This window comes from Pelagibacterium nitratireducens (assembly GCF_037044555.1).
In the GTDB taxonomy this organism is placed as follows: domain Bacteria; phylum Pseudomonadota; class Alphaproteobacteria; order Rhizobiales; family Devosiaceae; genus Pelagibacterium; species Pelagibacterium nitratireducens.
In genome coordinates, this window is sequence record NZ_CP146275.1 from 854,934 (window position 1) to 868,734 (window position 13,801).

A 13,801-nucleotide genomic window follows, 5' to 3' on the forward strand; every position below is an offset into this window, starting at 1 on the left:
TTATCGACTGGTTGGAAAGCCCTACTACGCGTCACGCCCGGTTAGCCCGTTTTTGTGTCAAACTCGACGGCACTCTAACAACAAACTCATGCGAGATTGTTAACGCTAACGGGATGTGTACGCCAGCCCGCGCTTTGCCCTCAGGTTTGCAGGCTAGGCGAAAAAGGCGGCGCGAGCATGGCAGGAACGTTACCGGGACCTTAACGGTCCCGGCCATGGCATTGGCTCAGAGGCCAAGCATTTCAATGACTTTGGCGTTGTGACCATAAAGATCGGCGAACGATTTGACGGTCCCGTCGGGATCGATCCGCAACGTAAAATAGGCCAGATGGACAGGGACCTGCTGGTCCATGTTGAACCAACGCTCACTGCCGCCCAGCGTGCCTTCGAGCGAGGCGACGGTGAGGCTGGGCTCATGCTGGAGCAGGGCTTCGGCAAAACCGAACGGGTCCTGAACGCGCACGCACCCATGACTGAGCGCCCGCATCGAGCGGTCAAACAGGTATCGCGCATTGGTGTCATGCAGATAGACGTCGTGGGAGTTTGGGAACAGGAATTTCACCTGCCCCAGCGCGTTGGAGGTGCCTGGCTTCTGGCGCACGCGGAACATCGACGGGCTGGCGCGCGACCAGTCCACCATCCAGGGGTCGATGGCGTTGCCCTGATAGATCAGTTCCATATTCTGGCTGGCGATATAGTTGGGATTGCGCGCCACTTGGGGGAAGATTTCGGCGCTCAGGATCGAGGACGGCACGTTCCAATACGGGTTTGTGACGACGTGACGGATCATGTCGGAAAACAGCGGCGTCTGGTTCTTGGCGGTGCCCACGATGATCCGCGTGTCCCAGACCGAGCGGCCCTCCCGGTTCACGTCGAGGCGGAATTCGGGAATGTTGACGAAGACGTTGAACGTGCCGAGATCCTCGGGCATCCAGCGCCAGCGTTCCATGTTGGCGACGATATCGGCACGGGTGGCACCATTTGCCCCGTTGATGGCGGCAATGGTCGCTGGGCCGACCACACCATCGGGGTTGAGGCCGATGGTGGTCTGGAACGCTTCGACCGCTTGGGCCAGCGCGGCATCGTAAACAAGGGGGTCAGTTTGCGCGGCCGCAAGACCGAGACGCTCACGCAGCGCGGGGACGCGCGGGTCTGCCATCCCGAGTTTGATGAGCTTGCCATCGGCGATCGGAGGCAGGTCCTCGATTTCACCGGCGTAGTGGCTGGCCAGCAGGTCGCGCAGGGCGATAAATTCGGGATGGTTCGGGTGATAGCTCAAAAGGACAGTCGCCGGGTCGGACGCCTCGGCCACTGCCGAAAACAGTTCGGCCTCGTCCACGCTCTTGGACGCGAGGTCGATATAGCCCGACACCGAGCGCGGGTCGAGCCGGCCGGTATGAGCATCGTTTGCATAATGGAGGATGGCCGCTGAAAACTCGGCTTCGAGGGAAGCCAGTGCCGCGGGATCGCCGGCGGCGGCGTCGAGCTTGGCCATATCGATGCTGTAATCGTTCGGATCGAGGCCCTGAAGATAGGCATCCTCGAAGATGGCCAGGATCTGCTTGGCAGCACCGGAAAAAACGATGCCGTCATCGGTTTCGGTCAGCCAGAGCGGCTCGAAATGGCGGGCACCGTAGAAATAATAGAGCCGGGACGCATCGTCAGCGGCCCGGCCGGAGGGCGCCTGGGCCATGGCGTCGCGTAGGCCGTCGCGAATTGTCTGCTCAAGCGTGTTGCGCGGCGGCGCGATCATGATGCGCGTCGCCTGGACGCCATCGACCATCACCGTTTCGAACGCGGTGGCCGTCGCGCTGAAACCAAGAAGTGAAATGCCCGCAAAGGCGCCCACAAGGAGCGCTTTGAGCCCGGAGTTCAAAGTCTTCATCATGCCGCACCAAGCCATCGGCGCATCCGTCCGCCCTGCTGGCGAATCTTTCCTATGCGCGAACCGGAGAAAGTTTAGCGGGTTTGCGGTCGCCTGCAAGCAACGTGCCGGGTTCGTGAACGGGTTCATCAGGTCTTTGCGGCTTTCAGGCAACATCGGCTGCTCCTTCGAGCCCATATTCCTTGAGCTTGCGGTAAAGGGTCGAACGCCCGATGCCCAATTGGCGGGCGACCTGGGCCATGCGACCGGCATTGTGATCAATGGCAAAGGCGATCAGATCCTTTTCGATGTCGGCCAATGGTAGCACGTTGCCGGTCGCATCGAGGAACCGGTCGGGGATGGCGATGGGCGTTGTATCGGGTAGGCGCGGCATTGCCGGGGCGTTGTCGATATGGACGGGCGCCAACGGGGTGAAACCTGCGGGGCGATCGCTGTGCACGGCGTCGCGGCCCTTTTCAGCAGCGAGGATTTGCGGGAAATCCTCGGGCAACAGCACAGGATGTTCGGCCAGAACCACGGCGCGGAACACTGCGTTTTCGAGCTGGCGGATATTGCCCGGCCAATCGAAAGCGAGAAGCATATCGAGCGCCTGGGGGGAAATCGCGGTGACGCGGCGGCCCTCTTCGGCAGCGAAGCGGGCGATGAAATGATCGACGAGACCGGCGATGTCATCGCGGCGCTCGCGCAGCGGCGGCAGGTAGATGGGAAAGACGTTGAGGCGGTAGAAGAGGTCCTCGCGGAACGCGCCGTCCCGCGCCAGATTGAGCAGGCGCCTGTTGGTCGCCGAGATCACCCGGACGTTGACCTTTGTGGGGCGTGAGGCGCCGACCGGCTCGATCTCACCATCCTGGAGGGCGCGCAACAGCTTGACCTGCGTGTCGAGGGGGAGTTCGCCCACTTCGTCGAGAAACAGCGTACCATTATGGGCTTCGCGGAATTTGCCCGGTGCGTCGGAGGTGGCGCCGGTAAAGGCGCCCTTGACGTGGCCGAACAGGATCGATTCCACCAGATTGGCGGGGATGGCGCCGCAATTGACCGTGATGAACGGCTTGCCGGCCCGGTCGCCCGAACCCTGGATGGCGCGGGCGAGCAACTCCTTGCCCACTCCGGATTCGCCCTCGATCAGGACGGGGATGGTGCTGGCGGCAGCTTTCTTGCCCAGCGCCATGGTGCGCGTCATCGCCTCGCTTTTGGTGATGATGTGGGCAAACGAAAAACTGCCCTCGCGGCGGGCGCGTTCGGCCTTGAGACTGGATTCGAGCGTTCCGAGTTTGAGGGCATTGCGCAGGGAAATGGTGATGCGTTCGGGGGCGACGGGTTTTACGAAGAAATCGACGGCGCCCAAGCGCATGGCGGAAATGACGGTATCGAGCGAGGTCTGGGCGGTCTGGACGATGACCGGGATTGCGATGGTCTCGCGCCGCAGCGCCTCGAGCACCGCCATGCCGTCCATTTCGGGCATGACCATATCGAGGATCATGGCGCCGATACCCGGTTTTGTGCGAAGCAGATCGAGGGCCGCTGCACCCGAATCCGCTGTCAGTGCGGTAAACCCGGCCTTGGCGACGACTTCCGAGGTCAGACGAGATTGAATGGGATCATCGTCGACGATCAGAACCTTGTGCATATGCAACGCAACTCCAGCCTACAAACGCCGGCGCACGCGAATCGAGAGTGTGCCGATTTGGGTCAGGCTAGGCGGGATCGATTAACAGGGTTTTAAGGGTGGACCGTGGGTCCATGCCGCCTTGTTGTCTTACGGGGCGCTCTGTAAGGTGCCACAAAAACAGGATCGCCGGAGCCTTGCCAATGTCTGTGTCCCAGCCGCAATCAACCCACAACCAGTTCGGCCAGTTGCCGGAATGGGATTTGAGCGATCTCTACCCCGGTGTCGAGTCCGATGCACTCAAGGCCGACATGGCGTTCCTCGATACCGAAACCAAAGCCTTCGAAGCCGATTTCAAGGGCAAGCTCGACGGGCTTGCGAAAACGGGTGGGTTGATCGATGCGGTGAGGCGCTATGAAAAGCTCGACGAGGTTTTCGGACGGCTCGGATCTTTCGCCTATCTCAATTATGCGCAGAACACCGGCGATGGTGACCGGGTGAAATTTCTGGGCGACACGCAGGACAAGATGACCGGGCTTTCGACCCGCATCCTGTTTTTCACGCTCGAGATCAACCGGATCGAGGACGGGGTGCTCGACGCGGCGTTCGAAAACAGCGCCGATCTGGCGCGCTACAAGCCGTGGTTCGATGAATTGCGCAAGTCGCGGCCCTATCAACTCGAAGACCGGGTGGAAGAGCTGTTCCACGACAAGTACGTCACCGGGCATGCCGCCTGGAATCGGCTGTTTGACGAAACCATGGCTTCGCTCAAATTCGAAATCGATGGCGAAACGCTGGGGCTCGAGCAGACGCTCAATCTCTTGAGCGACAAACACGAAGACAAGCGCGCGGCAGCGTTCAAGGGGCTGAGCGCAACGCTTTCGGCCAACAAGAAGCTCTTTGCCCACATCACCAATGTGATGGCCAAGGACAAGGAAATTTCCGACCGCTGGCGTGGCTATGAGGATGTTGCCGACAGCCGTCACCTTGCCAATTCGGTTGAACGCGACGTTGTCGATGCGCTGGAAAAAGCCGTGCGCGATGCCTATCCGCGCCTATCGCACCGCTATTACCAGATGAAGGCCAAATGGTTCGGCAAGGACAAGCTCGACGCCTGGGACCGCAATGCGCCGCTGCCGACATCGGACGACCGGATTTTCGACTGGGAAACGGCAAAGACCACAGTGCTCGACGCTTATGGCCGGTTCTCGCCAAAACTCGTGGAGGTGGCGCAGCCGTTTTTCGACAGCGGGTGGATCGATGCGGCGGTCAAGCCCAACAAGGCGCCGGGCGCTTTTGCGCATCCCACGGTGACGACGGCGCACCCGTACTTGATGCTCAACTATATGGGCCGCACCCGCGATGTGATGACCTTGGCCCACGAGTTGGGCCACGGGGTGCATCAGCGGCTGGCGGCGGGGCAGGGCGAGCTTATGGCGCCCACGCCTTTGACGCTGGCGGAAACGGCGAGCGTTTTCGGGGAAATGCTGACCTTCAGGGCCATTCTCGATGCGACGAGCGATCCCAAGCAGCGCTTTGCGCTGATCGCCAGCAAAATCGAGGACATGCTCAATACCGTTGTGCGGCAGATCTCGTTTTACACGCTGGAGCGCAAGATCCATCTGGCACGACGCGAAGGGGAATTGCGGCCCGAGGAGATCGAAGCGTTCTGGATGGAAACCTCCACCGAAAGCCTCGGACCGGGAATCAGGCTCAACGACGGCTATGAAGCCCTTTGGAGCTATATTGGGCATTTCATTCACGCTCCGTTCTATGTCTATGCCTATGCGTTCGGCGATTGCCTTGTGAACTCGCTCTACGCACAGTATGAAAAGTCCAGTGACGGATTTGCCGAAAAGTATTTCGACATGTTGAGCGCCGGGGGCTCGAAGCATCATTCCGAACTGCTAGCGCCATTCGGACTGGATGCCCGCGATCCGCAATTCTGGTCGCTGGGGCTGTCCATGATCGAAAGACTCATTGACGAACTGGAACAAACTCAGCCCTAAAGGGCGCCCATTCAGACTCGAAAAATTCAGGGGAAAGCTGCGATGGCCGAACAACAGGTCGCATCTTATTCAGACAAGCCGATCAGCGAAAAACAGAAGGAAAAGGAATTCGAGGAGCATACGGGCACGTATGCGGCATTCCTTTCCGGCACCAAGTGGAGCGTGATCTCCACGGCAGTAATACTGGTGATCCTGTATCTGATCTTCGTCCACTAGATCTCCCAACTCAGGGGGAAGTGGCTATTCTTGCTGCCGGCCATATGAGGTAGGGTTTCATGAAAATTGCCGTAATGCGCGAGCGCGTGGGGGGAGAGCCCCGCGTTGCAGCGACGCCCGAGACGATCGCCAAGCTCATCGGGTTTGGCGCAACCGTGAGCGTCGAAAAAGGGGCGGGGGAAGCATCGCGCATCCTCGACCAGTTTTACACCGATGCCGGGGCGAAGGTCGAGGCGAGCGCTGCGGCTGCTGTCAAGGGCGCCGATGTGATCCTTGCAGTCCGGCGTCCCGAAGCATCGGCTCTTGCCGGCGCCGCCGAGGGCGCTTTGGTTCTGGCCACTGCCGACCCGTTCGGCAATGAAGCGGCGCTGGCCGCGCTGGCCAAGGCAGGGGTCTCGATCTTCGCCATGGAGTTGATGCCGCGCATCACGCGGGCCCAGGTGATGGACATCTTGTCCAGCCAGGCCAACCTTGCCGGGTATCAGGCGGTCATCGAAGCCTCGATGGTTTATGACCGGGCGTTGCCGATGATGATGACGGCGGCGGGCACGGTACGCGCCGCCAAGGTGTTCGTCATGGGGGCCGGCGTTGCCGGGCTGCAGGCCATTGCCACGGCAAAGCGTCTCGGCGCGGCCGTTTCGGCCACCGACGTGCGGGCCGCAGCAGGCGAGCAGGTCGAATCGCTGGGCGCCAAGTTCATCATGACCGAGGCGCTCAAAGACGCTTCTGGCACGGGCGGATATGCGCGGGAATTGACCAAGGACGAACAGGCGGCGCAGGCCGAACTGGTTTCGGGGCATATCGCCAAACAGGACATCGTCGTCACCACGGCGCTGATCCCCGGGCGTCCGGCGCCCAAACTGATCACCAAGGCAATGGTTGAATCGATGGCGCCGGGTTCGGTGCTTGTCGATCTCGCCGCCGAGCGGGGCGGCAATATCGAATTGACGGTTCCCGGACAGACGATCGTGCACAAGGACGTAACGATCATCGGGCTGCTCAATCTGCAGGGCAAGATTGCCGCGACGGCCTCCCAGCTCTATTCCAAGAACCTTCTGGCCTTCCTTGAAACCATGATCGACAAGGACGCCAAGGGCCTGAAGGTCGATTGGGACGACGAGCTGGTCAAGGCAACGCTTCTGACCCGCGACGGCGCCGTCGTGCATCCGAACTTTGCCGGGGCAGCCGATGCCGCGCCGGCCGACAAGAAGGCTCCGGCCAAAGCGACTGCCAAGGCGCCCGCCAAGACGGCGGCCACGGGCAAGACCGCAGCTACCAAGGCTGCACCGAAGGCCGAGAGCAAGCCGACGGCCAAGGCGCCGGCCAAGACCGGGGCTTCGGGCAAGGGACGGGCCGCCAAGGTGGCGACCGCGGGTGCGGTGTCGGTTCCGGCCGAAGACAAGCCGGTGGCCAAGCCTGCTGCAAAATCGGCGGCGGCAAAGAGCGCGCCCGCAGGCACGTCAGCACCCAAGGCGCCGGCGACCAAAAAGCCGGCCACCAAAACCGCTGCAGCGCGCAAACCGGCAGCAAAAAGTACAGCAGCCAAAAAGCCCGCAGCGAAAAAGCCTGCGGCCAAAAAGACGGATGGAGACGTATAATGGGCGGTGTCGTCGATCCCTTTTTCTTTTTCCTCTCGGTGTTCGTCCTGGCGATCTTCGTGGGCTACTACGTCGTCTGGTCGGTCACGCCGGCTCTTCATACCCCCCTTATGGCAGTGACCAACGCGATCTCCTCGGTGATCGTGGTGGGGGCGCTGCTTGCCGTTGGCGTTGCATCGATCGGTGAACCCGGCCCGGCCCGCTGGTTCGGCTTTTTCGCGCTGATCCTTGCATCGGTGAATATCTTCGGGGGCTTCCTCGTCACCCAGCGCATGCTGGCGATGTACAAGAAGAAGGGCTAGGACACATGATTTCCGCAAACATCGCGGCCCTGGCCTATCTGGTCGCCGGGGCGCTGTTCATTCTGGCGCTGCGCGGGCTGTCGTCGCCGACTACGGCGCGTCGGGGCAACACCATGGGCATGGTCGGTATGACCATTGCCGTTTTGACCACGCTGGCCATTGCCGCGCCCACCGATCCGTTCGCCTGGGTTCTGATCATCGGCGGTCTGGCCATCGGCGGCGGCATCGGGGCGTTTATCGCACGCGGCGTGCCGATGACGGCCATGCCACAGCTGGTCGCTGCCTTCCACTCGCTGGTCGGCCTTGCCGCCGTGTTCGTGGCGGCCGCAGCGCTTTATGCGCCGGTTGCTTTCGGCATCGGGGAGCCGGGGCATATCCACATGCAGGCGCTCATTGAAATGAGCATCGGCACGGCGATCGGCGCGTTCACTTTCACCGGCTCGGTCATTGCTTTCGCCAAGCTCGATGGGCGCATGAGCGGCAAGCCGATCCTGTTGCCGGCCCGGCATCTGCTCCATCTGGGGCTGGGTGCGTTGCTGGTCATTTTGATTGGTGTGTTCTCGGTGACGCAGGATCCGATCCTGTTCTGGATCATCACCCTGATTGCGCTGGTTCTGGGCGGGCTGATGATCATCCCGATCGGTGGCGCCGACATGCCGGTGGTGGTCTCCATGCTCAACTCCTATTCGGGTTGGGCGGCGGCGGGCATCGGCTTTACCGTTGAGAACACGGCTCTGATCATTACCGGCGCGCTGGTGGGGTCGTCGGGCGCGATCCTGTCCTACATCATGTGCAAGGCCATGAACCGGAGCTTTATTTCGGTGATCCTTGGCGGGTTCGGGGGCGATGATGCCGCTGCGGCCTCAGGCGATGTGGAAGAGCGCCCCGTCAAGCAGGGCTCGGCCGAAGACGCGGCCTTCATCATGCAGAACGCGTCCAAGGTCATTATCGTGCCCGGTTACGGCATGGCTGTGGCCCAGGCCCAGCATGCGCTGCGCGAAATGGCCGATGAGCTCAAGGCAGCCGGGGTGGAGGTATCCTATGCCGTTCACCCGGTGGCGGGCCGCATGCCGGGGCACATGAACGTGCTTCTGTCCGAAGCCAATGTGCCCTATGACGAAGTGTTCGAGCTCGAAGACATCAACTCCGAGTTCTCACGGGCGGATGTGGCGTTCGTCATCGGCGCCAATGACGTCACCAACCCTTCGGCCAAGACCGACAAGACCTCGCCGATCTACGGCATGCCCGTTCTCGACGTGGAAAAGGCAGGCACTGTGCTGTTCATCAAGCGCGGCATGGCAGCGGGTTACGCCGGGGTGCAGAACGAATTGTTCTTCCGCGACAACACCATGATGTTGTTCGGGGACGCCAAGAAGATGACCGAATCCATCGTCAAGGCGTTCCATCACTGATCACAAAGGGCCCTTCGGGGCCCTTTTCTTTTTTGGTCTGGCGCTCCACTCTCCATCATGGACACACTGGGCCTTTCCACCCTTTTGGCATTTTTTGCCACCGCAATCGCCATCGAGCTGACGCCCGGACCCAACATGGCCTATTTGGCCATTCTGGGGGTCGACAGGGGCAGGGTGGCGGGGATTTTTGCAGTGGCCGGTGTGGCGCTGGGTCTGGCTATTGTCGGCGGGCTGGCGGCCATCGGACTTGCGGCACTGATCAGCGAGGTTGACTGGCTGTATCAAGCGGTGCGGTGGGCCGGGGTGCTCTATCTGGTCTGGCTTGGATACGATACCTGGCGCGATTCGTGCCGTCCGGTCGAACAGCACACGCTGACGGTCTCGAACTGGATTTTCTTTCGCCGCGGCCTCATCACCAATTTGCTCAATCCCAAGGCGGCGGCCTTTTATCTGTCCGTTCTACCCAATTTCCTTGCGGATGGGGCGATGCCCTCGGCCTTTCTGGCGCTTGCGGCGGTGTATGTGCTCGCGGCCACGCTGGTCCATATCGCCATCGTTCTGGGAGCGTCGGCGCTGCAGCCCTATTTTGTGCAGCCACATCATCGCGAGCGACTGGGCATCGTTTTCGGTCTCTTGCTGGTCGTCATCGCCATCTGGCTGTTGATTGCCACACGATCCTGATCCTGTGTTTTTGTCCCGGTTACATCGATGTGCGTACTTGAGCGGTTCGGCGCCAATGGCCATGTTGTCGTCAACGCAAAGGATACACGATGACCCAATCCATCCGCATCGATCTGTTCACCGATGTCGTATGCCCCTGGTGCCTGATCGGCACGGCGCGGCTTGATCAGGCGCTGGCGACGCTGCCTGAGGACGTAAACGTCGAGATCTTGCATCACCCGTTCCTGCTCGATCCGACGACGCCGGAAGAAGGGCAGAACACCAAGGAAAGGCTCAAGGCAAAATATGGCGGCGATATCGATGCCATGCAGGCGCGGGTCGAGGGCGCGGCGCGCGATGCCGGGGTGCCGCTGGACATGAGCGTGCAGCCGATGAGCTATCCCACCATCAAGCCGCATACGCTGATCCGCTCGGCAGCGCCCGAACACCAGTATGGTCTGGCCAAGGCATTTGCGGCCGCTTATTTCCTCGAGGGCAAGGACATCACAGACGATGACCTCCTGGCCGATATCGCTGCCGAGCACGGCTATACGCGCGAAGTGGCGCTCAAGCTGATTGCCGATGAGGCCGAGAACAGCACAACCAAAGCGATGGCGGTTTCGGCCAGCCAACAGGGCATCAACGGTGTGCCGTTCTTTATCTTCAACAACCAGTTTGCCATTTCCGGAGGTCAGCCGCTCGAGGTTTTCCAGCGGGCGTTTCGCGTGGCGTTGGGCCAGGAAGAGCTGACCTAGACGATCCGTTCTCCCGGCGGTATCACGGACAGGGTCCGCCGGGAGGAAATCGGAAATGTTCAAGAAGATCGCCATTGGCGTTCTGGTCTTGGTGATTGTCGTTTACGGTGGGCTGCTGGCCTATCTTTACGTCAATCAGCGGGCGTTTTTCTTTTATCCTGCCGGGGAGATTTTCGATCCGGTTGCAGTGGGGGTCGATGCCGAGATCGTCACCATTCCCACCAGCAATGACGAGGTGATCACCGGCTGGTATGCGCCGCCGTCAGCCGATGAACCCACGATCCTGTACCTCAAGGGCAATTCTGGAAGCTTTTCGGCCGAATACGAGCGGTTTCTTTCGTTCACTGAAGCGGGATACGGTTTTTTGTCGGTCGATTATCGCGGCTTTCCGCTGTCGCCGGGCGAAATCACCCAGGAGAATGTGCTGGCCGATGCCATCGCGGCGTTCGATTGGCTCGACGAGCGCGAGGACAATATCGCGGTCTGGGGCCGTTCGTTGGGAGCATCGCCTGCCGTGTGGGTCGCCAGCCAGCGCGCGGCCGAGGCGGTGCTCCTGGAAACCCCGTTCTATTCGGCGGTGAGCGTGGCCGCCGAACGGTATCCTTTTGCGCCGGTCGCCTGGCTGATGCTCGACCAGTTCCGGTCCAACGACTGGATCGGGGCGGTCGAGGAGCCGGTCTTTGTGGCGCATGGTACCGCCGATCGAACGGTGAGCGTTTCGAACGGCGAGCGGCTCTATGCGGACGCGCCAAATCCTTACGATATCTGGATCGAGGAGGGGGCGGATCATTCCGATCTGTGGGCGCGCGGGATCTGGGAGCGGGCTCAGGCGTTCTTTGCTGATACAGCACAGGGAGGCTGAAATGGGAAAATTTCTGGCGATCTATACGGGAACCGCAACTGCAACCGAGAAGGCGTATGCCGAGGGGCGGGTGGATGAAGTGGCGGGCATGAAAGCCTGGGGCGAATGGATGGAGGCCAATGCTTCGCGCGTGATCGATGCCGGCGGCCCGTTGGGCAAGACCAAAAAGATCGGCCCGGACGGAATAGCCGACATCACCAATTCAGCCGCAGCCTATGTGATTGTGGAAGCACCCGACCACGTGGCGGCGGCCGAGATGTTTCGCAATCACGCCCATTTCACCCATTTTCCGGGCGAGGGCGTCGAGGTGATGCCGATCCTCGATATGCCGGGAGTTCAAAAATAAAAACGCCGCCCCAAAGGACGGCGTTTTTCTGCAAATACGTTCATGTCGAACAGTCGCAGATGCAAGAGATTTCGCGCTTTGCGAAGCCCTCTTAGCGACGACCGCCGGTTACAACACCAGCCTCGCGCTGTGCACGCTTACGAGCAAGCTTGCGGGCGCGGCGGATCGCCTCGGCCTTCTGCCGTGCCTTCTTTTCAGAAGGCTTCTCGTAATAGTTGCGCAGCTTCATTTCGCGAAACACACCTTCGCGCTGCAACTTCTTTTTCAGCGCCCGAAGCGCCTGATCGACATTGTTATCGCGAACGACTACTTGCACGCGGAACACCCGCCCTTTCGGTTAGAATTTCGGCTGATATCAAACGCCGGAGGCCAAAAGCAATCCAGCGCCGACCGACACTTGCCGGTCACCGTGGCCGCGGTAGTTACCAGAAGAGTCGGGCCGTGTCCACCGGCGAGGCCCGGAATCTGTGCTTTTTGTCAGTCTTCGGGGAGCCTGACGATATTGAGGTGGCCCATCTTGCGGCCGGCCCGGGCTTCGGCCTTGCCGTAGACATGGGGCTGGATGTTGCCCGTCGACCGCGCGGCTGTGGCAAAGATTTCCTCGCCGAGCAGATTTTCCATCACCACGCCAGCCAGCCGCGTGGTGTCGCCCAGTGGCCAGCCGCAAATGGCGCGAATGTGATTCTCGAACTGATCGGTGATGCAGACGGCCTGGGTCCAGTGGCCGGAATTGTGGACGCGGGGGGCGATTTCGTTGACCAGGATCTGCGGATCGTCGCCATCGGATACGACGAAAAATTCAACGCCCATGGTGCCGACATAATCGAGCGCGGTTGCAATGTCGGCGGCGACGGCCCTGGCCTTGATCACCACGGCATCGGAAACGGTGGCGGGCAGGGTCGAGGTCTTGAGGATGTGGTTGCGGTGAATGTTTTCGGCCGGATCGTAGGTGACCACGGCCCCATCGGCGCCACGCACCACGATGACCGAGATTTCCTTTTCGAACGGGACATAGGCTTCGAGAACCAAAGGGGCGCCCGGTTCAAGCTCGGCAAAGGCGCCTTCGAGGTCGTCAGGCTTGGCGATCATGCGCTGGCCCTTGCCGTCATAGCCCAGCCGTGTGGTCTTGAGGACGGCAGGAAGACCGATTTCGGCGACTGCCGCCTGCAACTCGTCGAGGCTGGCGACAGCGCGATAGGGCGCGATGGCAACACCGGCGCGGCTCAGAAAGCTCTTTTCGGCCAGGCGATCCTGGCTGACTTCGAGTGCCTTGGCGCCCGGGCGCAGCGGCACGTTGTCGGCGATGACCTTTGCGGTGGCCAGCGGCACGTTCTCGAACTCGTAGGTCACAACGTCGACGCCGCCCGCAAAGGCCCTCAGGGCTGCGACATCATCATAGCCGGCAATGGTTTTGGTGGGGGTGACATCGAAAGCGGGGCTTTGCGGGTCCGGGCAGTAGATATGGGTCTTCATGCCCAACTGGCTTGCCGCTAGAGAGAGCATGCGCCCAAGCTGGCCGCCGCCCAGAATGCCGATGGAACTGCCGGGCTGGAGAGGGTGGCTGTCAGTCATCGTCCTTGGGAAACTCCGCAACTGCGTTGGTCTGGCGGGTGCGCCACTCGGTGAGCCGTGCCGCAAGCTCTTCATCGGCGAGCGAGAGGATCGAGGCGGCAAGCAGCGCTGCGTTGATCGCGCCGGCCTTGCCGATGGCCAGGGTGCCGACCGGAACGCCGCCGGGCATCTGGACGATCGAGAGCAGGCTATCCTGCCCGTGCAGGGCCTTGCTTTCCACGGGCACGCCCAGCACCGGCAGTGTGGTCATCGACGCAATCATACCCGGCAGGTGCGCGGCGCCACCGGCCCCGGCAATGATGACCTGAAAGCCGTCCTCGCGCGCTGTTGTGGCGAAATCGACCATGCGCAGCGGGGTCCGGTGCGCCGAGACGATGCGCGCTTCATAATCGAGCCTGAGTGCCTCGAGCGTTTCGGCGGCAAAGCGCATTGTGGGCCAGTCTGACTGGCTGCCCATGACGATTGCGATAGGAGGAGATGAAACCAAGAGCCCGGCCCTCAATTGGCTAAAGCGTGGCTGTATCCGATAAGCCAAAAAGGTTCAAGCCGCAGCATCTGTTGGCAGGTGCAGGGAACGA

Annotated in this window: 12 protein-coding genes and 2 pseudogenes; 9 read left to right on the forward strand and 5 right to left on the reverse strand. The window is 61.2% G+C overall.

Translation table 11 applies throughout. From position 1 onward, the window contains the following. Positions 1-226: 226 nt before the first annotated feature. Together V6617_RS04365 and V6617_RS04370 are read right to left on the reverse strand one after the other, a co-directional pair. Positions 227-1,888, reverse strand: a complete 1,662-nt coding sequence (locus V6617_RS04365; protein WP_338609383.1) for a L,D-transpeptidase family protein — start codon at positions 1,886-1,888, stop codon at positions 227-229. A 142-nt stretch (positions 1,889-2,030) separates the two neighbouring features. Continuing rightward, entirely contained in the window at positions 2,031-3,512 is a 1,482-nt protein-coding gene (locus V6617_RS04370; RefSeq protein ID WP_338609385.1) for a sigma-54 dependent transcriptional regulator, read from the reverse strand. A gap of 182 nt (positions 3,513-3,694) precedes the next feature. Here V6617_RS04370 and V6617_RS04375 point away from each other — a divergent pair, with 182 nt between their 5' ends. From V6617_RS04375 to V6617_RS04415, 9 genes and pseudogenes are all read left to right on the forward strand, one after another. Beyond that, positions 3,695-5,500 (forward strand): M3 family oligoendopeptidase, encoded by a 1,806-nt coding sequence (locus tag V6617_RS04375; protein WP_338609387.1) that lies wholly within the window; start codon positions 3,695-3,697, stop codon positions 5,498-5,500. Between the two features lie 42 nt (positions 5,501-5,542). Then, the gene (locus V6617_RS04380) at positions 5,543-5,716 is read left to right on the forward strand and encodes an aa3-type cytochrome c oxidase subunit IV (protein ID WP_338609389.1); all 174 of its coding nucleotides are present in this window, start codon (positions 5,543-5,545) and stop codon (positions 5,714-5,716) included. 59 nt (positions 5,717-5,775) lie between these two features. After that, positions 5,776-7,044: pseudogene (locus V6617_RS04385) on the forward strand (Re/Si-specific NAD(P)(+) transhydrogenase subunit alpha); the annotation flags it as partial. A gap of 272 nt (positions 7,045-7,316) precedes the next feature. After that, positions 7,317-7,616, forward strand: a pseudogene (locus V6617_RS04390) (proton-translocating transhydrogenase family protein); the annotation flags it as partial. An 8-nt stretch (positions 7,617-7,624) separates the two neighbouring features. Next, positions 7,625-9,028, forward strand: coding sequence for an NAD(P)(+) transhydrogenase (Re/Si-specific) subunit beta (locus V6617_RS04395; protein ID WP_338610631.1), 1,404 nt, complete (start codon positions 7,625-7,627; stop codon positions 9,026-9,028). 57 nt (positions 9,029-9,085) lie between these two features. Further along, positions 9,086-9,709, forward strand: coding sequence for a LysE family translocator (locus tag V6617_RS04400; protein ID WP_338609394.1), 624 nt, complete (start codon positions 9,086-9,088; stop codon positions 9,707-9,709). 89 nt (positions 9,710-9,798) lie between these two features. Beyond that, positions 9,799-10,443 carry a DsbA family oxidoreductase gene (locus V6617_RS04405; protein ID WP_338609396.1) on the forward strand — a complete coding sequence of 215 codons (645 nt, stop codon included), beginning with the start codon at positions 9,799-9,801 and terminating at the stop codon, positions 10,441-10,443. Between the two features lie 55 nt (positions 10,444-10,498). Further along, positions 10,499-11,305 (forward strand): alpha/beta hydrolase, encoded by an 807-nt coding sequence (locus V6617_RS04410; protein ID WP_338609398.1) that lies wholly within the window; start codon positions 10,499-10,501, stop codon positions 11,303-11,305. Between the two features lies 1 nt (position 11,306). Next, the gene (locus V6617_RS04415; protein ID WP_338609400.1) at positions 11,307-11,651 is read left to right on the forward strand and encodes a hypothetical protein; all 345 of its coding nucleotides are present in this window, start codon (positions 11,307-11,309) and stop codon (positions 11,649-11,651) included. Positions 11,652-11,742: 91 nt separating this feature from the next. On the opposite strand, the gene rpsU is transcribed toward V6617_RS04415, so the two are convergent. The 3 genes from rpsU to purE form a co-directional block, all read right to left on the reverse strand. After that, entirely contained in the window at positions 11,743-11,967 is a 225-nt protein-coding gene (gene rpsU / locus V6617_RS04420; protein WP_041529391.1) for a 30S ribosomal protein S21, read from the reverse strand. 161 nt (positions 11,968-12,128) lie between these two features. Further along, entirely contained in the window at positions 12,129-13,223 is a 1,095-nt protein-coding gene (locus V6617_RS04425; RefSeq protein WP_338609402.1) for a 5-(carboxyamino)imidazole ribonucleotide synthase, read from the reverse strand. Next, complete coding sequence (purE, locus tag V6617_RS04430; RefSeq protein WP_408636326.1) at positions 13,216-13,680, reverse strand: 5-(carboxyamino)imidazole ribonucleotide mutase; 465 nt, start codon at positions 13,678-13,680, stop codon at positions 13,216-13,218. Before purE ends, V6617_RS04425 begins: the two co-directional genes overlap by 8 nt. Positions 13,681-13,801 lie beyond the last annotated feature (121 nt).

Excerpts from the sequence above, each read along its gene's own strand:
- V6617_RS04410 (WP_338609398.1), top strand. The coding sequence starts at position 10,499 with ATGTTCAAGAAGATCGCCATTGGCGTTCTGGTCTTGGTGATTGTCGTT.
- V6617_RS04380 (WP_338609389.1), top strand. The coding sequence starts at position 5,543 with ATGGCCGAACAACAGGTCGCATCTTATTCAGACAAGCCGATCAGCGAA.
- V6617_RS04400 (WP_338609394.1), top strand. The coding sequence starts at position 9,086 with ATGGACACACTGGGCCTTTCCACCCTTTTGGCATTTTTTGCCACCGCA.
- V6617_RS04425 (WP_338609402.1), bottom strand. The coding sequence starts at position 13,223 with ATGACTGACAGCCACCCTCTCCAGCCCGGCAGTTCCATCGGCATTCTG.
- V6617_RS04365 (WP_338609383.1), bottom strand. The coding sequence starts at position 1,888 with ATGATGAAGACTTTGAACTCCGGGCTCAAAGCGCTCCTTGTGGGCGCC.
- V6617_RS04405 (WP_338609396.1), top strand. The coding sequence starts at position 9,799 with ATGACCCAATCCATCCGCATCGATCTGTTCACCGATGTCGTATGCCCC.
- V6617_RS04370 (WP_338609385.1), bottom strand. The coding sequence starts at position 3,512 with ATGCACAAGGTTCTGATCGTCGACGATGATCCCATTCAATCTCGTCTG.
- V6617_RS04415 (WP_338609400.1), top strand. The coding sequence starts at position 11,307 with ATGGGAAAATTTCTGGCGATCTATACGGGAACCGCAACTGCAACCGAG.
- purE (WP_408636326.1), bottom strand. The coding sequence starts at position 13,680 with ATGGGCAGCCAGTCAGACTGGCCCACAATGCGCTTTGCCGCCGAAACG.
- V6617_RS04375 (WP_338609387.1), top strand. The coding sequence starts at position 3,695 with ATGTCTGTGTCCCAGCCGCAATCAACCCACAACCAGTTCGGCCAGTTG.